We start from the raw sequence: 24780 nt of genomic DNA, 5'->3' as shown, positions 1-24780 counted from the left end.
ATGAGCAACCTGCCGATCTTCGATATCGCCGGCTCCGCGCTACAGGCGCAGTCGGTGCGCATGAGCACCATCGCCTCCAACCTCTCCAACGCCGACACCGTCGCCGGTTCCGCCGACGCCGTGTACAAGCCGCTGGAACCGATCTTCCAGGCGGTCACCAGCAAGAGCGATCCGAACATCACCTCGGTGAAGGTGAAGGAGATCACCCAGAGCGAGGCCGCGCCGATCAAGCGCTACGAGCCGGGCCACCCGCTGGCCGACGCCGATGGCTACATCTACCAGCCCGACGTCGATCCGGTGGCGCAGATGGTCAACCTGATCTCGACCTCGCGCAATTACCAGGCCGGCGTGGAGATGTTGACTACCGCCAAGGAACTGGCCCTGGCCACCCTGACCATGGGCCGCTGAGGCCCGCAGCACCGGATACCGCCATGACCACCGCCGTCAACAACCAGACCAGCCAGGACGTCTATTCCGCGCTGGGCCTGAACGCCCCCAACAGCAACGCCACGAAAAAGAAGAACACGCTCGACCAGGCCGACTTCCTGCGCCTGATGACCGAGCAGCTGCAGCACCAGGATCCGCTGAAGCCGATGGACAACACGCAGATGGTCGCGCAGATGGCGCAGATGTCCACCGTGCAGGGCATCACCGATCTGAACAAGACGGTGAAGGGCTTCCAGGAATCGATGGCCAGCGACCAGGTGCTGCGTGGCGCGGCGCTGGTTGGCCACCAGGTGCTGGTGCCGTCGGAAAAGCTGGTACTGGAGAAGGAAGGCAATGTCGAAGGCACGGTGGCCGCACCGTCGGCCGGCATCATCACCGTGGATATCACCGATGCCAACGGCGCCAAGGTCACCTCGCTGAGCGTGGAAGCCAAGGCCGCCGGCGAAACCGCCTTCCAGTGGGACGGCAAGGATGCCAATGGCAAGCGCATGGAGCCGGGCAAGTACTCCGTCGTCGCCAACCATGTCGACACCGCCGGCAAGAGCACCAAGCTGTCCACCTACGTACAGGCGCCGGTGGAGAGCGTGACCGTCGGTTCCGACGGCCTGTACCTGAACCTCAAGGGCCTGGGCACGGCCCCGATCGACTACGTGCTCCGCGTCAGCTGAGCCGCACATTCCGCATCAACCAGGAGCATCCCATGGGCTTCAATGTCTCGCTGTCCGGCATCAATGCCGCCAACACCGACCTGAGCGTCACCGCCAACAACGTCGCCAACGTCAACACCACCGGCTTCAAGCAGTCGCGCGCGGAGTTCGCCGACCTGTTCGCTTCGACCAGCTACGGCCTGTCGAAGAACCAGACCGGCTCGGGCGTGCGCGTTTCCAACGTCGCCCAGCAGTTCATCCAGGGCCACAACGAGCAGACCGGGCGCAGCCTGGACATGGCCATTTCCGGTGAAGGCTTCTTCACCATGAACATGAATGGTTCGCGCGTGTACTCGCGTGCCGGCAACTTCCAGACCGACTCCGCCGGTTACGTGGTCAATCCGCAGGGTGCGCGCCTGCAGGTGTTCGCACCGAATGCCGATGGCACCAACTTCGATGCCGGCCGCCTGGTCGACCTGCAGCTGCTGACCACCGACAGCCCGCCGAAGCAGACCAGCGAAGTGAAGGTTGGCTTCACCCTGCCGGCCAACGCCAAGCAGCCGACCGTGGCGACCTTCGACCCGGCCGATTCGAACAGCTACAACCACTCCAGCGGTGGCATCACCGTGTACGACTCACTGGGCGTGAGCCACATCCAGGTCTCGTACTTCGTGAAGGGCGCCAACCCCAACGAATGGACCGTGCGCAACTATGTCGATGGCCAGCCGGCCGGTGCACCGACCCCGGTCACCTTCGACAACAGCGGCAAGCTGGTCGCACCGGCCAACGGCAAGGTCAGCCTCGGCACCTTCACCCCGACCACCGGTGCCGGCCAGTTGAACATGACGCTGGATATCAGCGGCTCGACCCAGTACGGCGAGAAGTTCGCGCTGCGCAACACACAGCAGGACGGCTATGCCGCCGGCAAGCTCAACGAAGTGACTGTATCCGAATCCGGCGTGGTCTACGCGCGCTATTCCAACGGCGACGACAAGCCGCTGGGCCAGGTCGCACTGACCACCTTCAACAACACGCAGGGCCTGGAATCGAAGGGCAACAACCTGTGGGTGGAGACCTTCGAATCGGGCACGCCGCGCACCGGCATGCCGGACACCTCCAACCTCGGCAAGATCCAGGCCGGCTCGCTGGAAGCGTCCACCGTCGATCTCACCGAGCAGCTGGTCAACATGATCACCGCGCAGCGCAACTTCCAGGCCAACGCGCAGATGATCACCACGCAGGACCAGATCACCCAGACCGTCATCAACATCCGTTGATGAGCTGCTGACCCTGTCACGGAACTCCCCGCATGGATAAAGCCCTTTACGTGGCGATGACCGGTGCCCGCGCCTCCCTGCAGGCGCAGGGAACGCTCAGCCACAACCTCGCCAACTCGGACACCCCTGGCTTCAAGGAAGCGCTGGCCAACACCGAAGCCTTCCCGATCAAGGGCCCGGGCTTTGCCTCGCGGGTGGATGCGCTGCACGTCGACGCCGGCTTCAACCGCCGGCCCGGCGCGCAGCACATCACCGGCAAACCGCTGGATCTGGCGCTCCAGAGCGGCACCTGGCTGGCGGTGCAGTCCAGCGATGGCAGCGAAGCCTACACGCGCGGCGCGGCCTTGTCGGTGACCCCGAACGGCCAGCTGGTGACCTCCGGCGGCCGCACGGTACTGGATGACAACAACAACCCGATCGCCATCCCGCCCTACCAGGCGATGGAGATCGGCGGCGACGGCACGATCTCGATCATCCCGCAGGGTGAAGGCCCGCAGACGATGGCGCAGATCGGCCGGATCAAGGTGGTGCAGGCGCCGGACGAGCGCCTCGAGCGTGGCCTGGATGGCCTGTTCCGCAACACCGACCCGCGCCAGCCGTTCGCCCCGGCGCAGGGTACCGCCGTGCACAGCGGCCAGCTGGAAGGCAGCAACGTCGATGCCGCCGGCGCACTGGTGCAGATGATCCAGCTGCAGCGCCAGTACGAAATGCAGGTGCAGGTGATCAAACACGGCGACGACAACGCGCGCAGTGTCAACAGCCTGCTGCGCCTGGGCAGCTGACGGAATTCCGGCGCCGCCCGGGCGTGGCGCTGGCACACCGCTTGCACACCCGTTACCAAGGGCCGCATCGCGCGGCCGGCTTCACCCAGACAGGACACCGAAGATGAACCAGGCATTGTGGATCGCGAAAACCGGACTGGATGCGCAGCAGATGCGCATGTCGGTGGTTTCCAACAACCTCGCCAACACCAACACCACCGGCTTCAAGCAGGACCGTGCCAGCTTCGAGGACCTGCTGTACCAGCAGGTACGCCAGCCAGGCGGCTCTTCGTCGGCGCAGACCCAGCTGCCGACCGGCCTGCAGCTGGGTACCGGTGTGCGCGTGGTCGCCACCGCCAAGAATTTCGAACAGGGTGGCCAGCAGCAGACCGGCCGCGCGCTGGACGTGATGGTCAACGGCCGCGGCTTCTTCGAAGTGCAGATGCCGGATGGCAGCTCGGCCTATACCCGTGATGGCTCGTTCAAGATCAACCAGGACAGCGAGCTGGTCACCAACAGCGGCTACCCGGTGCAGCCGGGCATCCAGATTCCCGAGGGCGCGCAGTCGGTGACCATCGGCAGCGACGGCACCATCAGCGTGAAGATGGCCGACAACGCTGCATCGGTGGAAGTGGGTGCGCTGACCCTGACCGACTTCGTCAATCCGGCCGGCCTGCAGGCACGCGGCGAGAACCTGTTCCTGGAAACCACGGCATCGGGCCCGGCACAGAACGGCAACCCCGGCCTGAACGGCCTCGGCACCGTGGTGCAGGGCGCGCTGGAAGGCAGCAACGTCAATGTGGTCGAAGAGCTGGTGTCGATGATCGAAACACAGCGCGCCTACGAAATGAATGCCAAGGCGATCTCCACCACCGACTCCATGCTCGGCTACCTCAACAACAAGATCTGACCGGCCCAACCGGGAAACCGCCATGTCGCCCCTTTCCAGACTCCTCCGCACTGCCCTCGCCTGCACCGTGGTCGCCCTGCTCGGTGGCTGCGTGATCGCCGGCGACGTGCGCCCCTACGCGGCGATGGCGCCGATCCAGCCGATCATGCCGCCGCAGGCCGCGCCGACCGCCGGTGCGATCTACGCCGCCGGCCCGACCCTGCAGCTGTACTCGGACCGCCGCGCACGCGATGTCGGCGACCTGCTGACCATCACCCTGCTGGAAAACACCACCGCGCAGACCAGTGCCAACACCGCCACCAACAAGGAATCCAACCTGAGTCTGGGCACCCCGTCCATCCTCGGCGCACCGGTCACCCTGGGCGGCAAGGACATCCTCAGTGCCACGGCGGCGGGCAAGCGTGACTTCACCGGCAAGGGCAACAGCGCGCAGAGCAACCGCCTGCAGGGCAGTGTCACGGTCACGGTGATCCAGCGCCTGCCCAACGGCAACCTGGTGGTACAGGGGCAGAAGAACCTGCGGCTGAACCAGGGCGATGAACTGGTGCAGGTGCAGGGCATCGTGCGCCCGGGTGACATCAGCCAGGACAACACCATTCCTTCCAGCCGCGTGGCCGAAGCCCGCATCGTCTACGGCGGCCGCGGCCCGGTCGCGCAATCCAACGCGATGGGCTGGCTGAGCCGCTTCTTCAACTCCGGCCTGACGCCGTTCTGAGTATGGCCATGAAACTCTTCTCCTCTTCTTCCTGGCAGCGACGCATGGCGTCGCTCTACTGTGGCGTGTTCATGGTCTTCGCGATGGTGGCACCGGCCAGTGCCGAGCGCATCAAGGACCTGGCCCAGGTCGGCGGCGTGCGTGGCAATGCCCTGGTGGGCTACGGCCTGGTGGTCGGCCTGGACGGCAGCGGCGACCGCACCAGCCAGGCGCCCTTCACCGTGCAGAGCCTGAAGAACCTGCTCGGCGAGCTGGGCGTGAACGTGCCAGCGAACGTCAATCCGCAGCTGAAGAACGTGGCGGCCGTCGCCATCCATGCCGAACTGCCGCCGTTCGCCAAGCCGGGCCAGCCGATCGACATCACCGTGTCCTCGATCGGCAACGCAGTGTCCCTGCGTGGTGGTTCGCTGCTGATGGCCCCGCTGCGCGGCGCCGACGGCCAGATCTATGCCATCGCGCAGGGCAACCTGATCGTCGGCGGCTTTGGTGCACAGGGCAAGGATGGCTCGCGCGTCTCGGTGAACGTGCCCAGCGTCGGCCGCATTCCCAATGGCGCCACGGTTGAACGTGCCCTGCCCGATCCACTCGCCAATGGCGGCGACATCACCCTGAACCTGCACAACAACGATTTCACCACGGTCTCGCGCATGGTCGCCGCGCTCAACAATGCGTTCGGCGAGGGTGCGGCACGTGCGGTTGACGGCGTGACCGTGGCGGTGACTGCGCCAACCGATCCGGGCGCACGCATCGGCCTGCTGGCGCGCATCGAGAACCTGGAGCTGACCCCCGGCAGCGCCCCGGCCAAGGTGGTGGTCAATTCGCGTACCGGCACCGTGGTCATCGGCCAGCAGGTGCGGGTCGGCCCGGCGGCGATCGCGCATGGCTCGCTGACGGTGACGATCCAGGAGAACACCAATGTCAGCCAGCCCAATGCCCTGTCCGGCGGCCGCACCGTGGCCAGCCCGCAGTCGACCATCACCGCCACCAACGACGGCAGCCGCATGTTCAAGTTCAGCGGCGGCACCACCCTGGACGAGATCGTGCACGCGGTGAACGCCGTGGGCGCGGCACCGGGCGACCTGATCGCGATCCTGGAAGCCCTGAAGCAGGCTGGCGCATTGAGTGCCGAGCTCGAGGTGATCTGACATGCGCATCAATCCCGCATTCGACCTGCACCCGGCGCAGCAGAACGACCCGGCCAAGATCGACAAGGTCGCGCGCCAGCTGGAAGGCCAGTTCGCACAGATGCTGGTCAAGAGCATGCGCGATGCCAGCTTCGGCGACTCGCTGTTTCCCGGCGAGAACAAGATGTTCCGCGACATGTACGACCAGAAGATTGCCGAGGCGATGACCCGCGGCAAGGGGCTCGGCCTGTCCGGCATGATCACCCGCCAGCTGTCCGGCCAGGCCGCCGAAGGCCCGGCGCTGGATACCCGCGTGGACCCGGCCAAGGCCAGCCGCGCCTATCAACTCAACGCGCCGGCCAAGCCCGCACCCTCGCTGCCGCTGGAAGATGGCAGCCAGGCCGTGCGCATGCTGCAGCAGATGGCGGCCGGCGCACAGCACGGCGCACAGGCAGCGCTGGCACCGATGGAGCAGGCGCTGGACCTGATCGCCGGTCGCGAAAGCAGCAGCCTGCACCGCTCGCTGGGCACCGAAGATCCATACATCGGCAACCTGCAGGGCCAGGACTGGTCCGCCAACAACGACCAGTGGTCGGCGACGGCCAGCAATCGCGGCACGGCCATCAGCCCGGCCGATGCGCTGGCCACCCGCACCGCCGTGGCCCAGCTGGGCGCGCACACGCCGGAAGGTTTCGTCGCCAGCATCTGGCAGCACGCGCAGAGCGCGGCCAGGGAACTGGGCGTGGATGCCCGTGCGCTGGTTGCCCAGGCCGCATTGGAAACCGGTTGGGGCAAGCGCCACATCCGCCAGTCCGACGGCAGCACCTCGCACAACCTGTTCGGCATCAAGGCCACCGGCTGGAGCGGCCAGCGCGTTGAAGCCGGCACCCACGAATACGTGGATGGCGTGCGCCGCAACGAAACCGCCAGCTTCCGCGCCTACAGCTCGCCGGCCGAAAGCTTCGCCGACTACGTGCGCCTGCTGAAGACCAGCCCGCGCTACCAGCAGGCCCTGCAGGCCGGCACCGATGTGCAGGGCTTCGCCCGTGGCCTGCAGCGCGCCGGCTATGCCACCGATCCGCGCTACGCCGCCAAGATCGCCGCGATCGCCGGTGGCCCGACCATCGAGCGCGCCGTGGCCGCCGTGGCCGACGCCGGCTCGCGCCTTGGCCAGACCTTCGCCAGCACCGCGACCGCGGCGCTGGGTATCACTCGTCGTTGAGGAACACCATGTCCAGCGTACTTTCCACCGGTACCGGTGCCCTGCTCGCCTTCCAGCGTGCGTTGGCGACCACCAGCCACAACGTGGCCAACCTCAATACGCCCGGCTACAGCCGGCAGAAGGTCAACTTCGCCACCGCCGATCCACAGAACTACGGCTATGGCACGGTCGGCAACGGCACCCGCATCACCGACATCCGCCGCACGGCCGACCAGCTGGCGATCTCGCGCCTGCTCGACAGCAGCGGTGAACTGGCGCGCCTGAAGCAGCTTTCGGGCATGGCCGACCGCGTCAATGCGCTGGTTTCCGACCCGGCCACCAATGTGGCCGGCGTCTGGTCGAACTTCTTCGATTCGGTCAGCGGCCTGTCGTCCAACGCGGCCGGCACCGCCGACCGCCAGAGCATGCTCGACGGCGGCAAGGCGTTGGCCAACCGCTTCGTGCAGCTCAACACCCACCTGAACAACCTCAACAGCGAGGTCAACAACGGCCTGCTGGCCGGTGCCACCGAGGTCAACCGCCTGGCGCAGGAAATCGCGCAGATCAACGGCGCCATCGGCACCAACATCGCCTCTGCCGCACCCGACCTGCTCGACCGCCGCGACCAGCTGATCACCCAGCTGATCGGCTACACCGGTGGCACGGCGGTGATCCAGGACGGCGGCATCATGAATGTCTACACCGCCGGCGGCAACGCGCTGGTGGTGGGTACCACGGCGACCAAGGTCACCACCGTGGCCGACCCGTACCAGCCCGAGCGCCTGCAGCTGGCGCTGGAGACCCAGGGCAACACCATCCGCCTCGACCCGAAGGCGGTTGGCGGCCAGATCGGTGGCCTGCTGGAGTTCCGCGACACCGTGCTGACCCCTGCCCAGGCCGAACTGGGCAAGCTGGCGGTGGGCCTGGCCGAAACCTTCAACCAGGCGCACCACCAGGGCGTCGACCTGTATGGCCAGATGGGCGGGGACTTCTTCAACATCGGCAACCCGCGCGTCACCGGCAACAACAGCAATACCGGCACCGCCAGCCTCAGCGCGACCTACGGCGACCTGGGCAAGCTGGATGCGCAGAACGTGGTGCTGCAGTTCGATGGCACCAACTGGAAGGCCAGCCGCGCCGACACCGGCGCCAGCATTCCGCTGACCGGAACCGGCACCGCCGCCGATCCGCTGCTGATCAACGGCGTCAAGCTGGTCGTCGGCGGCACGCCGGCTGCAAATGACCGCTTCCTGCTGCAGCCGACCGCTGGCGTGGCCGGCAGCATGGAAGTGGCGATCACCGATCCGTCGCGCATCGCCGCCGCTGCAGCGGTGAAGGGCGCGGCCGCCACCGCCAATACCGGTACCGGCAAGCTGAGCGGCGTCACCGTCACCGATTCGACCAACGCCAATCTGCGCAATCCGTCGGCGATCGTGTTCACCTCGGCCACCACCTACACCATCGACGGTGGCCCGCCGCAGACCTACACGCCCGGCCAGACCATCAGTGCCAACGGCTGGAGCTTCGTGCTGGACGGTGCACCGAAGGTGGGCGATACCTTCAACATCACCCCGACCCCGGCCGGTTCGTCGGACAACAGCAACGCCTCCAAGCTGGCCAAGGTGGAAAGCGCGAAGGCGTTCAACGCCGGAACGGTGACACTGAACGGTGCGCTGGGTGGCCTGACCACCCAGGTCGGCGCCGCCGCACGCTCGGCCGAGTACTCGCTCGACGCGCAGCTGGTGATCAATGACAAGGCGCAGGAAGCCCGCGATGAAATCTCCGGCGTGAACCTGGACGAGGAAGCCGCCGACATGCTGCGCCTGCAGCAGGCCTACCAGGCCGCCTCGCAGCTGATCTCCACCGCCGACAGCATGTTCCAGACCATCCTGGGAGCCGTCCGCCGATGAGCAGCCGTATCTCCACCAGCATGATGTTCAACCAGTCCGTGTCGCTGATGATGGCCAAGCAGGCCAAGCTCAGCCACCTGGAGCAGCAGATCGCCACCGGCAGCAAGATCGTCAGCGCCAAGGACGATCCGGTTGCCGCCGGCACTGCGGTCGGCCTTGACCGCAGCCTGGCCGCACTGGACCGCATGAAGCTCAACGCCGGCAACGTGCAGAACCGCCTGGGCGTGCAGGAAAACACCCTTGCGCAGGTCAACGACCTGATGGCACGCGTCAACGATCTGACCATCCAGGCCAGCAATCCAGCGCTGAGCGCGGCTGACAAGAAAACGCTGATCACCGAAGTCAACCAGATCCGTGATGGCCTGCTGTCGCTGGCCAACGCCGACGATGGCACCGGTCGCTACGTGTTCGGTGGTACCAACGACGGCGACCCGCCGTTTGCCAAGATCAACGGCAAGGTGGTCTACCGCGGCGACCAGACCCAGCGCCAGATCGAAGTCGGCCCCGATACCTACGTGCGCGATGCCCTGCCCGGCAGCGAGATCTTCATGCGCATTCCCACCGGCGATGGCTTCGTTGACGGCAGCGCCGCGGCCGGCAACACCGGCAACGGCGTGCTGACCAACGTCACCCGCGATGGCAGCGACAGCTGGAACGGCCAGGGCTTCAGCGTCCGCTTCACCACCGGCAACCAGTACGAGGTGGTGGACGGTGCGGGCAACGTGACCGGCACCGGTACCTACAAGGCTGGCGACGATCTGGAAGTGAACGGTGTGCGCCTGCGCATCACGGGCGCACCGGCGGCGGGCGACAGTTTCAACGTACAGGCCGCCAGCAGCCGCGACATCTTCGCCACCATGGACAACCTGGTGGCAGCGCTGGGCGCCGACACCGGCACCACCGCGCAGATGACCGCGCAGCAGAACCAGCTGCAGAGTGCATTGCGCGACGTGGCACGCGCGTCCGAGCGGATGATCGATTCGCGTGCCGCAGGCGGTGCACAGTTGAAGGCGCTGGACAACGCGGCCGACATGCGTGAGGCCAATGGCGTGACCCTGAAGACCACGCTGTCGCAGATGCGTGACCTGGATTACGCCGATGCACTGAGCCAGTACCAGCTGCAGAGCACCGCGCTGCAGGCGGCGCAGACGATCTTCTCGCAGATGCAGTCGATGTCGCTGTTCAACAAGCTCCGCTGACGCTTCCCAAGCGCCACCCTCTGAAGGCCGCGATGCCCTGCATCGCGGCCTTTTTCGTTTCTGCGTGCCCATTCCATCGCGCTCGCCGGGCGTGGCCCGGCGCTTCCGGATAGGTGCCCCGGCGCATTTTCCGTGATTTCCCATCAAGCCCGGCCCTGCCCCGCCGATACCTTCATCAGCGCTGGTTGGGCATGCCCAACCGCCCCTTCCGGGGTCGCCTTCACGCCCGACCAAGGCTGAAAAACCCCGGAAAAACAGCTTCCGGCAACGAATTATGGCTCCAGCGGAATTCACGGCTAAAGGTTGTTGACAAAGCGCCGTTATTCATTTGGCAACAGCGAAGCACACAGCCACACAAAAAAACAGGCGGCGCTTCGTTTCATTCACCAACGGGTTCCATATAAGAGGAGACGACCCCATGGCACAGGTAATCAACACCAATACGATGTCGCTCAACGCTCAGCGCAACCTGAGCACCAGCGGCAGCTCGCTCGCTACCACCATCCAGCGCCTCTCGTCCGGCCTGCGCATCAACAGCGCGAAGGACGACGCGGCCGGCCTGGCCATCAGCGAGCGCTTCACCACCCAGATCCGTGGTCTGGACGTGGCCATCCGCAACGCCAACGACGGCATCTCGCTGGCCCAGGTCGCCGAGGGTTCGCTGAATGAAGTCGGCAACAACCTGCAGCGCATCCGCGAACTGGGTGTGCAGGCGTCCAACGCCACCAACTCGGCCAGCGACCGCAAGGCCCTGCAGGCTGAAGTGACCCAGCTGGTCAGCGAGATCGACCGCGTCGCCAAGCAGGCCGACTTCAACGGCACCAAGCTGCTGGACGGCAGCTTCACCAGCCAGCTGTTCCAGGTCGGCGCCAACGCCGGCCAGGCCATCGCCATCAACAGCGTGGTCAACGCCAAGGCGGATTCGCTGGGCGCGGCCACCTTCGCCAACGGCTACACCGGCACCAGCCTGGCAGCGGCCGACAAGGCCACCGCCGACACCACCTACTCCGGCCTGCAGGTCTCGGTAACCCCGCCGGGCGGCACCGCCACCACGGTCACCATCAGCGACTTCACGGTGAAGGCCGGCGAGTCGATCACCTCGGCCACCGCGGCGGCGATCAACAACAAGCTGGGTGAAACCGGCGTGGTTGCCTCGGTCAATGCCGGCGTCATCAGCCTGGCCTCGGTCAAGGATGGCCAGACCTTCGCCCTGGGTGTCAGCGCGGCGACCCCGCCGGCCGGCGCCACCGCCGCGACCATCGCCGGCCTGGGCCTGACCGAGACCAGCACCAACGGCGGCACCCTGACCGGTGCAGCGGCCAGCTTCGTCAAGGACCTGAACGTCACCACCGCCGAAGGCGCACAGAAGGCGATGTCGATCGTCGACAAGGCCCTGGAATCGGTCAACAGCGTCCGCGCCGACCTCGGTGCGATCCAGAACCGCTTCACCTCGGTGGTGGCCAACCTGCAGACCTCCTCGGAGAACCTGTCCGCATCGCGCAGCCGCATCCGCGATACCGACTTCGCCAAGGAAACCGCCGAACTGACCCGCACCCAGATCCTGCAGCAGGCCGGTACGGCCATGCTGGCCCAGGCCAACCAGGTACCGCAGAACGTGCTCAGCCTGTTGCAGCGCTGACATGAGCCGCCCCCGGGGCACGTCGGGGGCGTCTAGCCCAACTCACGTGCAACCGCTCAAGGACCTCTCCTCATGGCACAAGTCATCAACACCAATACGATGTCGTTGAATGCTCAGCGTAACCTGAGCACCAGCGGCAGCTCGCTGGCTACCACCATCCAGCGCCTGTCCTCCGGTTCGCGCATCAACAGCGCCAAGGACGACGCCGCCGGTCTGGCGATCTCCGAGCGCTTCGGCACGCAGATCCGCGGTACCGACGTCGCCATCCGCAATGCCAACGACGGTATCTCGCTGGCCCAGGTCGCCGAAGGTTCGCTGACCGAAATCGGCAACAACCTGCAGCGCGTCCGCGAGCTGTCGGTGCAGGCCTCCAACGCCACCAACTCGGCCAGCGACCGCAAGGCACTGCAGGCCGAAGTGACCCAGCTGGTCTCGGAAATCGACCGCGTCGCCAAGCAGTCGGACTTCAACGGCACCAAGCTGCTGGACGGCACCTTCTCCAGCCAGCTGTTCCAGGTCGGTGCCAACGCCGGCCAGGCCATCGCCATCGACAAGACCATCGATGCCAAGGCCGGCTCGCTGGGCACCTCGACCTTCGCCACCGGCGCAACTGCCGCCCTGGCCGCCAGCACCGATGGTGCCCGCTTCTCCGGCACCGTGATGGGTGTGGACATCGGCACGGTTGAAGTGAAGGCCGGCGCCACCACGGCTGATGCCTCCAAGGCCGTCGCCACCGCCATCAACGCCAAGATCGGCGAGGCCGGCATCTACGCCGAAGCCAATGCAGACGGCTCCCTGAAGCTGAGCTCGGTGAAGGAAGGCAAGGCCGTTGCCACTGCCGATATCGCCCTGATGCGCAGCGACTACGACGCGACCGCCAAGACCTGGGGTACCGCGGCGGCTGCAGGCGCCTACACCGCCGGCACCGATACCTCGGCCAACGTGCAGAAGCTGGACGTGAGCACCGTGCTCGGCGCCCAGCAGGCCCTGGAAGTGGTCGACAAGGCCCTGGGTGCAATCAACAGCACCCGTGCCGACCTCGGTGCGATCCAGAACCGCTTCACCTCGGTGGTGGCCAACCTGCAGACCTCGTCGGAAAACCTGTCGGCTTCGCGCAGCCGCATCAAGGACACCGACTTCGCCAAGGAAACCGCAGAGCTGACCCGCACCCAGATCCTGCAGCAGGCCGGTACGGCCATGCTGGCCCAGGCCAACCAGGTGCCGCAGGGCGTGCTCAGCCTGCTGCGCTGATCCACGGCAAGAAGGCGCCGCTACCGTCGGGTCGAACCGACGGTAGCGGCAACCGGGAAGCCACGATGCACGAAGGCGCGGGCCATGCCCGGCCCGGGATCACTCCCGAACCGGCTTGGCATCGCCCGCTCCTGCGGACCTCTCTTTCAGCGCTGTACCTTTGACTGTACGTACCGGGCGGCTTCGTCTCCCCCCGATTGTCAGTAGCCTGATCCCTCCCCTGCATTGGGGGAGGGCTTTTTGCAGACTCCCGGCAGCCCGCGGTGAACCTACCCGCACCCTGCCCCAACCCTCCTGCAACCCGCGTGCCAGAAACCGCGCCAGGCCATTGGCACGGCACATGCATCAACGAAGTCCTCAAGACCCAGCGGCGCAGGCCGCTATTTTCGTTGACGACGGGCCACCGCACGGCGGCCAGGCCCGGATACCAGGAGAAACGACGTGGCAGACTTTGGATACGGTGGCATCGGCTCGGGACTGGATATTTCCAGCATCGTCAACCAGCTGGTCGCAGCTGACCGCAAGCCCGCCGACAATGCGCTGAACCTGCAGCAGTCCAAGGCCAAGATGCAGCTGTCGTCGATCGGCACCGTCACTGCGGCGTTCGACAAGCTGAAGACGGCATTGACCGCACTGAAGGCCACCACCGCCTTCGATACCCGTACCGTGACCGCCACCGGCAAGGCCGGCCCGACCAACGCCGACGACGTGCTGACCGCATCGGTGGCGCTGTACGACGTCGGCACGACCAAGGCAGCGGCCTCCAACGGCACCCACCTGGTGGAGGTGAAATCCCTGGCCACGGCGCACAAGCTGATTGCCGACACCTCGTTCCCGAAGACCGACACCTTCGGCGCCGGAACCTTGACGCTGACCGTTGGCGTTGGTGACAAGGCCAAGACCATGAACGTGGCGGTGGAGGACGGCGATACGCTGACCACCATCCGCAACAAGATCGACGCCGCCGGCCGCAAGGACGGCGTGCAGGCCACGCTGATCAGCTCCGGCGACAACCAGTACCTGTCGATCGCCCAGGAAAAGACCGGCGCCGCCAATGCGATCAAGCTGGAGTACAGCGGCAGCGACCCGAAGCTGGGTGCACTGGTCGGCAGTCTCAAGCAGAACACCCCGGCGGCCGATGCCGAGCTGACCATCGACGGCGTGACGGTTGTCAGTGCGAGCAACACCGTGGCGGACGCGGTGCCGGGCCTGACCCTGAACCTCAAGATTCCCGGCAAGAGCACGGTGGTGATCAGCACCGACACCGCCGCCGCGACCAAGGTCATGCAGGAGTTCGTGACCGCCTACAACGCGGCGATCACAGCGATCAATACCGAAACCAAGTACGACGCCAAGACCAAGGAAGCCGCCACGCTGACCGGCGACGCGCAGATGCGTGGCGCCTCCAGCCAGTTGCGCTCGGTGATGTCGGGGGTGTTGAAGGCGCTTTCCGCCGATGGCCTGGACCCGAAGGTGCTGGGCCTGCAGACGCGCGGCTATCCCAACGCCGACGGCACCCTGGTGCTGGACACCACCAAGTTTGCCGCAGCACTGGCCAGCCAGCCCGAAAAGATCCGCTCGGCCATCACCGGCGATACCGGCGGTGCAGGCACGCTGTACACGATGGTCGACGGCTACGTCAGCACCACGGTCGGCAAGGAGGGCGCGTTCGTCGCCCGCACCAAGGGCCTGAACACCACGCTGGACAACATCGACAAGCGCCGCAAGGATCTCGACACGCGCATGAAGAGCGTGGAAGAGCGTTACAAGAAACAGTTCCTGGCGCTGGACAGCCTGATGGGCAAGTTGCAGCAGAGCAATACCGCGCTGCAGCAGCAGCTGGCACAGTTGAACCGCTGACGATGCGTGCGCGGCACTCAAGTTTGCCGTGCAACGCACCGATAACGGACGCAACAGCAATCATCGCCGCGCCGTCGGAACCGATCCCCACGATCACCCGACGGCACCCCGCGCAAGGAGAATCACGAATGTACGGTTCCAGCCGTCAATATGCCGAGCAATACCGCCAGGTGGGAGTGACCAGTGCGGTCGCCGATGCCGATCCGCACAAGCTGGTGGCGATGCTGCTGGCTGGTGCGCTGGAGCGCGTGCGGCGCGCCCTGGCCAGCCTCGAGCGTGGCGACCAGGCCGGCAAGGGCAAGGCGATCGGCGAAGTCTGCGCGATCGTCGGCCACCTCAACGGCTCGCTGGACCATGAGGCCGGTGGCGAGATCGCCGGAAACCTGTCGGCGCTCTATGACTACGTGCTGCAGCGACTGACCGAGGCCAACCTGCACAACGACCGTGCCGCGCTGGATGAATCGCTGCAGCTGCTGGGCGAGATCGACAGCGCCTGGAATGCGATCCCGCACGAACAGCGCCGCCCGGCCGCGGTGGCGCCATGAGCCTGCACGAACTGCATGCGCAGCTGGATGCCTTCGAGAAGGCCTTGGGCGAAGAATCCCTCGACCAGGCCGACAGCCTGCTCGACGGCCACGACAGCACCCTGCACGCCCTGCTCAGCCAGCCGCTGACCGCCGCCGACCACGCTCCGCTGACGGCCCTGTTCGAGCGCCAGCAGAATCTGCTCGGCCTGCTGCGCCAGCGCCGTGATGCCGTGGCCGCACTGATGAACGACGGCCAGCGCTCCCTTCGCGCGGCGCATGCCTACCTGCAGGCAGAATCGCTGGCATGACCTCGCTGCCGACCACCTCGCTGCACCACCCGGCCGAAAGCGAGCTGTTCGACGAGACGCTCAGCTGCGAACTGGCCCTGCCGGCCGAGTTCCAGGCCGGCAGCGCGGCCGGCCGCACCAGCGGCGCCGAAGGCCTGCTGCGCAGCCTGGCGCTGGTCGAGGACAGCCGCGTCGACGAGCATGACGAACGCAACGAAGCCAGCCTGCAGCTGCAGCGCCTGGAAGCCAAGCTGGACCTGGCGATGGTGCTGCTCGGCCGGCTGGTGCGCCAGCAGGGCCAGGAGCTGACCCTGCGCCCGGTGCGCTGGTCGCGGCGTGGCATCCGCCTGCAGTTGGGCCCGCGCAGTGGCGCCACACCCGGCCAGGCCGGCGTGGTGCGCCTGCAGCCCAGCGACTGGCTGCCCGACCACATCGACCTGCCGGTGGAAGTCATCGCCGAGGCGGCCGACGGCAGTGGCGGCCACTTCCTGTGGCTGCGCTTCCAGCGCCTGGGCGACGGCCTGGAGATGGCGATGGAGCGGCACCTGTTCCGCCTGCACCGCCGCCAGGTGGCCGAGGCGCGCCGCGCACGTTGAAACCCGCCACCCTGGCACTGCACGGCCGACCCTTGGCGCGCCCGTTCAGCTAAGTTAAGGTGGACTCCCCTACACGGATCCGTTGCGTGCCTGTGCGAGTTCTCATCGTCGACGATCACACCCTCGTCCGCGCCGGCCTGGCGCGGCTGCTGCAGGGGTTTGCCGACGTGCAGCTCGTCGCCGAGGCCAGCAACGCCGAACAAGCCCTGCAACTGGCCCTGCAGCACGCACCGGACGTGGTACTGATGGACCTCTCGCTGCCCGGCCGCACCGGCCTGGAAGCACTCAGCGACATCCGCCTGCGCGCGCCCGGCACCCGGGTGGTGATGATGACCATGCACGACGACGCCGCGCACGTGCGCGACGCGCTGGATCGTGGCGCGGTCGGTTTCGTGGTGAAGGATGCGGCGCCGCAGGAGCTGGAACTGGCGCTGCGCGCCGCGCACGCCGGCCAGGTGTTCCTGAGCCCGCAGATCTCGGCCAAGATGCTGGCGCCCATGCTGGGCCGCGAGAAGCCCACCGGCATCGCCGCGCTGTCGCCGCGCCAGCGCGAGATCCTGCGCCGCATCGGCAAGGGCGAAAGCAACAAGGAAATCGCCGCCGATCTCGGCATCAGCGTCAAGACGGTGGAGACCCACCGCGCACGCATGATGGAGTCGCTGGGTTGCCGGCGCGCCAATGACCTGTTGCTGCTGGCCGCACGCCACCAGCACGAGCTGGAATGATTGCCTGCTAGTGGGGTCAGATCCCTTTCCTGTGGAAGGGGATCTGACCCTTGCCCAGCACTGCACCGGCGACGAATTCCCGTCACCCTGACAGGCCCCGACAGGAATCCGTGCACGGCGCACCGCGAACACGGCCGGTTCGGCACCACAAATCAATGACTTGGCGGCGGCCTTCGTCAACATCCCGCGCCAATGTGGGGAAAACCCCTACATCCTGTCGGGATATCTACGAAAGCCCTCAGGAACCCCCCGATTCCGCCCCCGCCGGATCAAAAGCAAGATGCGTTCCACAAGGCGCCGGGGAGCGGTGCCGGGGAACCACGATGAAGGCTGCACTCTCGACCCAGCTGGGCCAACAACTTCACCTCACCCCGCAGCTGCTGCAGTCGATCCGGCTGCTGCAGCTCGATGGCCTGCACCTGGAACAGGAAATCCAGCGCCTGCTGGACTCCAACCCGTTGCTGGAGATCGAAGAGGCCGAAGCGCCCGCGGCCGAGGCCACTGAAGCGAGTGCCACCACCCTCGACACCGCCGCCTTCGACGAACTGCCCGAGTCGTCGATGTGGGACGTGGCGGGTGCCAACTGGCAGGACGGTGACGACGACCGCATGGCGCGCATCGCCGCCGGCGAGTCGACCGACCCGCAGCTGCGCGTGCTGCAGCGCCTGTCGCTGGACATGGACGACCGCCAGCTGGCGGTGGCTGCGTTCTGGCTGGACCACTGCGATGAAGCCGGCTACCTGCAGGCACCGCTGGACCAGCTGCAGCTTCTCGCCAGCGCCCAGTTCGACATTGCCGCCGACGGCGTCGAAGCCATCCGCCAGCAGCTTCTGCACGGCGAGCCTGCCGGCATGGCCGCGCGGGACCTGCGTGAAGGCCTGCAGGCGCAGCTGCGCAGCCTGCACGGCGTGGTACCGGCCCGCCATCTGGCGGCCCGCATTCTCGATGGCGCGCTCGATGCGTTGGCCGCCCACGACTACCCCGCCCTCGCCCGCCAGCACGACGCCGAGATCGACGACGTGCGCGAGGCGGTGCGCCTGATCCTCTCGCTGCAGCCGCGCCCCGGCGACAGCCTGCTGCCCGAACGCAACGCCGTGGTGGTGCCGGACGTGGTCGCCTGGCACGCCGATGGGCAATGGAAGGTCGCGCTGAACCCGGCCACCAGCCGCCGCGTCTCGATCAACAGCCAGTACGAACAGGCCCTGGCCGAAACCAGCGAAGCCGCCCCGGCGCTGCGCGAGATGCTGCAGGAAGCGCGCTGGTTCAGCCGCGGCCTGTCGATGCGCTACGACACCCTGCTGCGCACCGCGCGGGTGATCGTCGAGCGGCAGGCCGCCTTCCTGGTCCGTGGCGAAGAGGCCATGGCCCCGCTGACCCTGAAGGAAGTGGCCGAAGAAATCGGCATGCACGAGTCCACCGTCTCGCGCATCACCACCGGCAAGTTCCTGCAGACCCCGCGCGGCACCTTCGAACTGAAGCACTTCTTCGCCGTGCGCCTGGAAGGCGCCAGCGTCTCCGGCCAGGCGGTGAAGGCCATGGTCCGCCGCCTGATCGACGCCGAACCGGCCGGCCGCCCTCTGGCCGACGAGGCCATTGCCGGCCTGCTGTCACGCCAGGGGGTGAACATTGCACGCCGAACCGTCGCAAAATACCGAGAACAACTGGATATCGCCCCGGCCCGCGAACGGCGCCGGCTCAGCGCCAGGCAACCCCAGCTGGCCCGGGTGGGCTGAAAAGGATGTTGGACATGAACAAGCTCACGGTCCTGCTGGTCGATGACCACGAGGGCTTCATCAATGCGGCGATGCGCCATTTCCGCAAGATCGACTGGCTGCAGATCGTCGGCAGCGCCGGCAACGGCCTGGAAGCGATCGAACGCTCGGAAACGCTGCGCCCGCAGGTGGTGCTGATGGACCTGGCGATGCCGGAAATGGGCGGCCTGCAGGCCACCCGCCTGATCAAGTCGCAGGACGATGCACCGTACATCGTGATCGCCAGCCACTTCGACGACGCCGAACACCGCGAACACGCGCTGCGTGCCGGCGCCGACAATTTTGTCAGCAAGCTGTCCTACATCCAGGAAGTCATGCCGATCCTGGAAGGCCTCAGGGAGGATCGATCGTGAGCGAATCGCGCATCCTGGTGCTGGACAACGACGCCGTGCGCGCTGAGCGCACCGTTGCCCTGCTGGAATTCATGGACTTCAACCCGCGCTGGGTTTCCGACGCGGCCGACTTCGACCTGGGCCGCCAGCGCCAGAACGACTGGATGGCGGTGATCGTCGGCAGCCTGGACGACACCGCTGCCAGCACGGCGCTGTACAACTGGCTGGGCGGCAGCAGCCTGCCGCCGCCGGTGCTGCTGGCCGATGGTGATGCCGCAGCGTTTGCCCAGCAGCACGGCCTGCACGAAGCCAACATCTGGCCGCTGGAAACGCCGCTGCGCCACGCGCAGATGGAGGCCCTGCTGCGCCGCGCTAGCCTCAAGCGCCTGGACGCCGAGCACCAGGCCGGCGCCGCGCAGGACCAGGGGCCGACCGGCAACGGCCCGGCGGTGACCGAGCTGCGCACCATGATCGAACAGGTGGCCGCGTTCGACACCACCGTGCTGGTGCTGGGCGAATCCGGCACCGGCAAGGAAGTGGTGTCGCGCGCGATCCACCAGCGCTCGCCGCGCCGCGATGGCCCGTTCGTGGCGATCAACTGCGGCGCCATTCCGGCCGATCTGCTGGAAAGCGAACTGTTCGGCCACGAAAAAGGCGCCTTCACCGGTGCACTGACCGCGCGCAAGGGCCGTTTCGAAATGGCCGAGGGCGGCACCCTGCTGCTCGACGAAATCGGCGACATGAGCCTGCCGATGCAGGTGAAGCTGCTGCGCGTGCTGCAGGAACGCAGCTTCGAGCGTGTCGGTGGCAACCAGACCATCCGCTGCAACGTGCGCGTGGTCGCTGCGACCCATCGCGACCTGGAAACCCGCATCGCCGAGGGCAAGTTCCGCGAGGACCTGTTCTACCGCCTCAACGTATTCCCGATCGACGTGCCCGCCCTGCGCGAGCGTCGCGAAGACCTGCCGGCGCTGGTGGAAACCATCGCCGCACAGCTGGCCCGCACCGGCCGCGGTGAAGTGCGCTTCACCCCGGAAGCGCTGCAGGCCCTGGCCGGCTACGAATGGCCGGGCAACGTGCGCGAGCTGACCAACCTGGTCGAGCGCCTGGCGGTGCTGCATCCGGGTGGTTCGGTGCGCGTGCAGGACCTGCCGGCGCGCTATCGTGGCGATGCCGCGCTGGCCGTCCCGGCGCCGGCACCGGCGGCTCCAGTCGCCAGCGAAGAACGCCTGGACCTGCGCAGCTTCTCCTTCCATACCCCGGGCAGCGGCGGCCAGCCAGCGCTGGAGCACGGCATCGCGGTCAATCGCGCTGCAGCCCCGGCGGCACTGCCCGACGACGGCCTGGACCTGCGCAACCACATGGCCAACATCGAACTGGGCCTGATCAACGAAGCACTGGAGCGCACCCAGGGCGTGGTCGCCCATGCCGCCCAGCTGCTTGGCCTGCGCCGCACCACCCTGGTGGAAAAGCTGCGCAAGTACGGCATCGAACGCGAGCAGGCCGAACTGGCCGGCTGAACCGCGTCACCAGCATGAAGGGGGCACGAACGCCTGGGCTTGCCCGGGCGTTGGTGTTTGTGGCGCCCGGGGTCAGATCCCTTTCCTGCGGAAAGGGATCTGACCCCACTGCATTTGCACGTTTTCCCAGAGACAACGCGGCCGCGCTGCGGAGCATGGCAAGGACACCCATGGAGGTTCCACTATGCATCGCCTTACCCTGCTCGTCGCCCTGCTCTGCCCCGGCATTGCCACCGCCGCCACCTGCACCCTGCCCACCACGCTGGACCAGCGCCAGTTCACCAACCTCAGCGATCCGCTGTACGCACCGGACAACCCCAACGCCGGACGCATGGTGCAGCTCAGCTTTGCCGGCAACCAGTACGTGCTGGACATCCTCGGCACTGATCTCCGCATTGGCGGCAGCTACCGCTACCAGCGCCTGGCCCCGCATATCGGGGAAATCCAGATGACCGAAGCCCACCCGGCCGGCCCCGCCCGCTACACCCTGCTGCTGACCTGCCTGGGCGACCGCCAGGGCCGCTTCATCTACACCCAGCACGACGGCCCCATCGCACCGCGCCAGCGCCAGAATTCCGGCCGCTGGACCCTGCAGCCGTAGGCCAGAAAACCGACGCCGGATAAATGGCGCCTTCAACGGGGTCAGAGCCCGTTGCACAGCAACGGGATCCGACCCCGTGCCGACCAACGGTCGGCACCCACCATCACCATCACCATCACCATCACCATCATCAGCAGCAGCAGGTTCCAACAGATCGCGGCCAACTGTCGAAGGCGGGGTGGGTCCGGTTGCGGGGGCGTGAGCGCCATGGATGGCGCGACCGAGCCTACAGGGACGTATTCACGGCGCCCCCCGCAACCGGACCCACCCCGCCAACCCACGGAGAGCCTGCTTTTGACGTTGACGTTGACGTGGCCTCGGCGGGTGCAGGGCGCCGCCCTGCCAGCGCACACCCCCACCCTCACTTCACTGAATCGAAAACCGGTTTCGGCACGGCACTTGCACCTGCTCCAGCAGACAACCCCATCCCCTGTTTCTGGAACCGTTGCAGATGTCCCACTCCGTCACTTCGATCCTTTCGCAGATCCGCTCCTATCAGACCCAGATGGGACAGCCGGCGCTCAACCCGCTGGGCGAAACGCCGCGCAGCAATGCCCTCCCGGGCACGGTGCTGGATGCGCCGCAGGTGCAGCCGGCCAGCTTCACCGAAACCCTGCGTGGTGCGATTGCCGGCGTCAACGATGCGCAACAGAAATCCGGCGCCCTCGCCAAGGCCTTCGAAATGGGCGACCCCAGCGCCGACCTGGCCAAGGTGATGGTCGCCTCACAGCAGTCCCAGATCGCCTTCCGCGCCACCGTGGAAGTCCGCAACCGTCTCGTCCAGGCTTACCAGGACGTGATGAACATGCCGCTGTAAGGAACGTTGACGCATGGCACTGACGCTCTCCAAGGACAGCCTGAACGCCGAGAAGGCCGGGCAATGGTTCGACCGCCTGCAGAGTCTGCAGATCACCCGTCGGCTGGGCCTGATGGCGATGATCGCAGTGGCGGTGGCGGCAGGCCTGTCCGTGTTCTTCTGGTCGCAGAAGCCGGGCATGGTCCCGCTGTACACCGGCCTGGACCAGAAGGCGACCGCTGAAGCGACCGACCTGCTGCGCGCCGCGCAGATTCCGTTCGCGCTCGACCCCGCCACCGGTGGCATTACCGTGCCGGAAAAGAACCTGCACGATGCCCGCCTGAAGCTGGCCGGCTCCGGCCTGACCGACAGCGGCAAGCTCGGCTTCGAGCTGATGGAACGCGACCCGGGCTTCGGCGTCAGCCAGTTCGTGGAAAGCGCGCGCTACCAGCATGCGCTGGAAACCGAGCTGTCGCGCACCATCAACACGCTGCGCCCGGTGCGCGATTCGCGCGTGCACCTGGCCATTCCCAAGCCCAGCGCGTTCACCCGCCAGCGTGACGTGGCCAGCGCCTCGGTCACCCTGGAACTGCGCGGCGGCCAGCAGCTGGAACGCAGCCAGGTCGATGCCATCGTGCACATGGTCGCCGCCAGCATTCCGGACCTCGCCCCGGAACGGGTGACCGTGGTCGACCAGAGCGGGCGCATGCTCAGCATCACCGACCCGAACAGCGAGGCGGCGGTCAACGCGGCCCAGTTCGAGCAGGTGCGCCGCCAGGAAACCTCGTTCAACCAGCGCATCCGCGAACTGCTGGAACCGATGACCGGCCCCGGCCGCGTCAACCCGGAAGTGAGCGTGGACATGGATTTCTCGGTGACCGAGGAAGCCCGCGAGCTCTACAACGGTGAACCGCAGAAGCTGCGCAGCGAGCAGATGAGCGAGAACACCACCAGCACGCCGGGCCCGCAGGGCGTGCCGGGTGCGACCAGCAATAGCCCGCCGGGCCAGCAGGCCGCACCGGCCACCGCGCAGACCCCGACCGAAAGCAGCAAGAACGCGACCCGCAACTACGAGCTGGACCGCACCCTGCAGCACACCCGCCAGCCGGCCGGCCGCATCAAGCGCGTGTCGGTGGCGGTGCTGGTGGACAACGTGCCGCGCGCCGGTGCCAACGGCAAGGTCGCACCGCAGCCGCTGTCGGCCGCCGAACTGACCCGCGTCGAGGCGCTGGTCAAGCAGGCCGTCGGCTTCAACGCCGAGCGTGGCGACACCGTGTCGGTGATGAATGCCCCGTTCGTGCGTGACACCACGCCGGTCGAAGGCCCGGCCTGGTGGGAACTGCCGTGGGTGCACGATGCCGGCCGCATGCTGCTTGGCGCGGTGGTGGTGCTGGCGCTGCTGTTCGGCGTGCTGCGTCCCGCGCTGCGCGCGATCACCGGCCAGAGCAAGAAGAACGACGAACAGGCGCTCGAGCCGCATACCGCGGACGTGCAGCTGGTCGATGACGATGGCATGCCGCTGCCGGCGCTGGGCGCCGACCGGGCCAGCCTGGGCGGGCCGGATACGCTGGCCCTGCCGGTGGATTCATATGAGGAACGACTGCGGATGGCGCGTGAAGCCGTGAAGACCGACTCCAAGCGCGTGGCCCAGGTGGTCAAGGGTTGGGTGGCCAATGACTGAGGCACCACTGACCGGCGTGCAGCGCGCCGCCGTACTGCTGCTTTCGCTGGGTGAGCTGGATGCGGCCGAAGTGCTGCGCCACATGGAACCCAAGGAAGTGCAGAAAATCGGCATCGCCATGGCCACCATGACCGACATCACCCGCGAGCAGGTGGAACGGGTGATGGACCAGTTCGGCCAGGAGCTGGGCTCGAAGACCTCGCTGGGCGTTGGCTCGGACGACTACATCCGCAACATGCTGGTGCAGGCGCTGGGCAGCGAGAAGGCCGGCAACCTGATCGACCGCATCCTGCTCGGCCGCAACACCACCGGCCTGGACGCACTGAAGTGGATGGACCCGCGCGCGGTGGCCGACCTGGTGCGCAACGAGCACCCGCAGATCATCGCCATCGTGATGGCACACCTGGAAACCGACCAGGCCGCCGACGCGCTGAAGCTGCTGCCGGACCGCACGCGCGTGGACGTGCTGCTGCGCATCGCCACGCTCGATGGCATTCCGCCGAACGCGCTGAATGAACTCAACGAGATCATGGAGCGCCAGTTCGCCGGCAACCAGAACCTGAAGTCGTCCAACATCGGCGGCGTGCAGTGCGCGGCCAACATCCTGAACTTCATGGACAGCGGCCAGGACCAGGCGATCCTGGGCGAGATCGCCCGTATCGATGCGCCGTTGAGCAACCGCATCCAGGACCTGATGTTCGTGTTCGACGACCTGGTCGACCTGGACGACCGCGAGATGCAGCTGGTGCTGCGCGAAGTGAGCGGTGAGCGCCTGGGCCTGGCCCTGCGCGGTGCCGACATCAAGGTACGCGACAAGATCACCCGCAACATGTCGCAGCGCGCGGCCGAAATCCTGCTGGAAGACATGGAAGCCCGCGGCCCGGTGCGCCTGTCCGATGTGGAAGGCGCGCAGCGCGAGATCCTGGCCATCGTCAAGCGCATGGCCGATGAAGGCACCGTCACCATCGGTGGCAGTGCGGAGGCGATGCTGTGAGCAACGTC

The 24780-nt window shown here is 66.9% G+C and carries 24 protein-coding genes; all 24 read left to right on the top strand.

The window, feature by feature from the left end:
* The 24 genes from flgC (at position 1) to fliG (ending at position 24772) form a co-directional block, all read left to right on the top strand.
* On the top strand, positions 1-408 hold the full coding sequence (flgC, locus tag DFO63_RS00995; RefSeq protein ID WP_049442729.1) for a flagellar basal body rod protein FlgC: 408 nt from the start codon (positions 1-3) through the stop codon (positions 406-408).
* A 23-nt stretch (positions 409-431) separates the two neighbouring features.
* Positions 432-1115 (top strand): flagellar hook capping FlgD N-terminal domain-containing protein, encoded by a 684-nt coding sequence (locus DFO63_RS00990; protein ID WP_014037129.1) that lies wholly within the window; start codon positions 432-434, stop codon positions 1113-1115.
* Positions 1116-1147: 32 nt separating this feature from the next.
* On the top strand, positions 1148-2371 hold the full coding sequence (gene flgE / locus DFO63_RS00985) for a flagellar hook protein FlgE (protein ID WP_014647063.1): 1224 nt from the start codon (positions 1148-1150) through the stop codon (positions 2369-2371).
* 32 nt (positions 2372-2403) lie between these two features.
* The gene (locus tag DFO63_RS00980) at positions 2404-3153 is read left to right on the top strand and encodes a flagellar basal body rod protein FlgF (RefSeq protein WP_049442731.1); all 750 of its coding nucleotides are present in this window, start codon (positions 2404-2406) and stop codon (positions 3151-3153) included.
* Between the two features lie 103 nt (positions 3154-3256).
* The gene (gene flgG / locus DFO63_RS00975) at positions 3257-4042 is read left to right on the top strand and encodes a flagellar basal-body rod protein FlgG (protein WP_005416457.1); all 786 of its coding nucleotides are present in this window, start codon (positions 3257-3259) and stop codon (positions 4040-4042) included.
* Between the two features lie 22 nt (positions 4043-4064).
* A complete protein-coding gene (flgH, locus tag DFO63_RS00970) occupies positions 4065-4757 on the top strand; it encodes a flagellar basal body L-ring protein FlgH (protein WP_049442732.1) in 693 nt (230 codons plus the stop codon).
* 2 nt (positions 4758-4759) lie between these two features.
* Positions 4760-5902 carry a flagellar basal body P-ring protein FlgI gene (locus tag DFO63_RS00965; RefSeq protein ID WP_049442733.1) on the top strand — a complete coding sequence of 381 codons (1143 nt, stop codon included), beginning with the start codon at positions 4760-4762 and terminating at the stop codon, positions 5900-5902.
* Position 5903: 1 nt separating this feature from the next.
* Complete coding sequence (gene flgJ / locus DFO63_RS00960; RefSeq protein ID WP_049442734.1) at positions 5904-7103, top strand: flagellar assembly peptidoglycan hydrolase FlgJ; 1200 nt, start codon at positions 5904-5906, stop codon at positions 7101-7103.
* Between the two features lie 8 nt (positions 7104-7111).
* A complete protein-coding gene (gene flgK / locus DFO63_RS00955) occupies positions 7112-8992 on the top strand; it encodes a flagellar hook-associated protein FlgK (protein ID WP_049442735.1) in 1881 nt (626 codons plus the stop codon).
* Positions 8989-10191 (top strand): flagellar hook-associated protein FlgL, encoded by a 1203-nt coding sequence (gene flgL / locus DFO63_RS00950; RefSeq protein ID WP_049442736.1) that lies wholly within the window; start codon positions 8989-8991, stop codon positions 10189-10191. The genes flgK and flgL overlap by 4 nt, the downstream gene beginning before the upstream one ends.
* A 418-nt stretch (positions 10192-10609) precedes the next feature.
* Positions 10610-11830 (top strand): flagellin, encoded by a 1221-nt coding sequence (locus DFO63_RS00945; RefSeq protein ID WP_049442737.1) that lies wholly within the window; start codon positions 10610-10612, stop codon positions 11828-11830.
* A 72-nt stretch (positions 11831-11902) separates the two neighbouring features.
* On the top strand, positions 11903-13081 hold the full coding sequence (locus DFO63_RS00940) for a flagellin (RefSeq protein WP_049442739.1): 1179 nt from the start codon (positions 11903-11905) through the stop codon (positions 13079-13081).
* 441 nt (positions 13082-13522) lie between these two features.
* Complete coding sequence (gene fliD, locus DFO63_RS00935) at positions 13523-14941, top strand: flagellar filament capping protein FliD (RefSeq protein WP_049442740.1); 1419 nt, start codon at positions 13523-13525, stop codon at positions 14939-14941.
* A gap of 128 nt (positions 14942-15069) precedes the next feature.
* Entirely contained in the window at positions 15070-15486 is a 417-nt protein-coding gene (gene fliS / locus DFO63_RS00930; RefSeq protein ID WP_005416447.1) for a flagellar export chaperone FliS, read from the top strand.
* Complete coding sequence (locus DFO63_RS00925; RefSeq protein WP_010485909.1) at positions 15483-15776, top strand: hypothetical protein; 294 nt, start codon at positions 15483-15485, stop codon at positions 15774-15776. Before fliS ends, DFO63_RS00925 begins: the two co-directional genes overlap by 4 nt.
* Positions 15773-16351 (top strand): PilZ domain-containing protein, encoded by a 579-nt coding sequence (locus DFO63_RS00920; RefSeq protein ID WP_119006225.1) that lies wholly within the window; start codon positions 15773-15775, stop codon positions 16349-16351. Before DFO63_RS00925 ends, DFO63_RS00920 begins: the two co-directional genes overlap by 4 nt.
* Before the next feature lie 92 nt (positions 16352-16443).
* Positions 16444-17076 (top strand): response regulator transcription factor, encoded by a 633-nt coding sequence (locus tag DFO63_RS00915; RefSeq protein ID WP_005413261.1) that lies wholly within the window; start codon positions 16444-16446, stop codon positions 17074-17076.
* 323 nt (positions 17077-17399) lie between these two features.
* Complete coding sequence (gene rpoN, locus DFO63_RS00910) at positions 17400-18809, top strand: RNA polymerase factor sigma-54 (RefSeq protein ID WP_119006224.1); 1410 nt, start codon at positions 17400-17402, stop codon at positions 18807-18809.
* 14 nt (positions 18810-18823) lie between these two features.
* Positions 18824-19201, top strand: a complete 378-nt coding sequence (locus DFO63_RS00905) for a response regulator transcription factor (RefSeq protein ID WP_010485922.1) — start codon at positions 18824-18826, stop codon at positions 19199-19201.
* The gene (locus DFO63_RS00900) at positions 19198-20700 is read left to right on the top strand and encodes a sigma-54 dependent transcriptional regulator (protein ID WP_049442743.1); all 1503 of its coding nucleotides are present in this window, start codon (positions 19198-19200) and stop codon (positions 20698-20700) included. The genes DFO63_RS00905 and DFO63_RS00900 overlap by 4 nt, the downstream gene beginning before the upstream one ends.
* A gap of 184 nt (positions 20701-20884) precedes the next feature.
* Positions 20885-21301: a hypothetical protein gene (locus DFO63_RS00895; protein ID WP_119006223.1), complete on the top strand. Its 417-nt coding sequence runs from the start codon at positions 20885-20887 to the stop codon at positions 21299-21301.
* A 451-nt stretch (positions 21302-21752) separates the two neighbouring features.
* Positions 21753-22118 (top strand): flagellar hook-basal body complex protein FliE, encoded by a 366-nt coding sequence (gene fliE / locus DFO63_RS00890; RefSeq protein ID WP_014037113.1) that lies wholly within the window; start codon positions 21753-21755, stop codon positions 22116-22118.
* Positions 22119-22131: 13 nt separating this feature from the next.
* Entirely contained in the window at positions 22132-23778 is a 1647-nt protein-coding gene (gene fliF / locus DFO63_RS00885) for a flagellar basal-body MS-ring/collar protein FliF (protein WP_119006222.1), read from the top strand.
* A 7-nt stretch (positions 23779-23785) separates the two neighbouring features.
* Positions 23786-24772 (top strand): flagellar motor switch protein FliG, encoded by a 987-nt coding sequence (fliG, locus tag DFO63_RS00880; RefSeq protein ID WP_024958226.1) that lies wholly within the window; start codon positions 23786-23788, stop codon positions 24770-24772.
* Positions 24773-24780: the final 8 nt, after the last annotated feature.

This window comes from Stenotrophomonas sp. AG209 (assembly GCF_003550055.1).
GTDB lineage: Bacteria > Pseudomonadota > Gammaproteobacteria > Xanthomonadales > Xanthomonadaceae > Stenotrophomonas.
The sequence above is the reverse complement of the archived record's forward strand: the minus strand, read 5'-3'. Positions and strand labels throughout refer to the sequence as shown.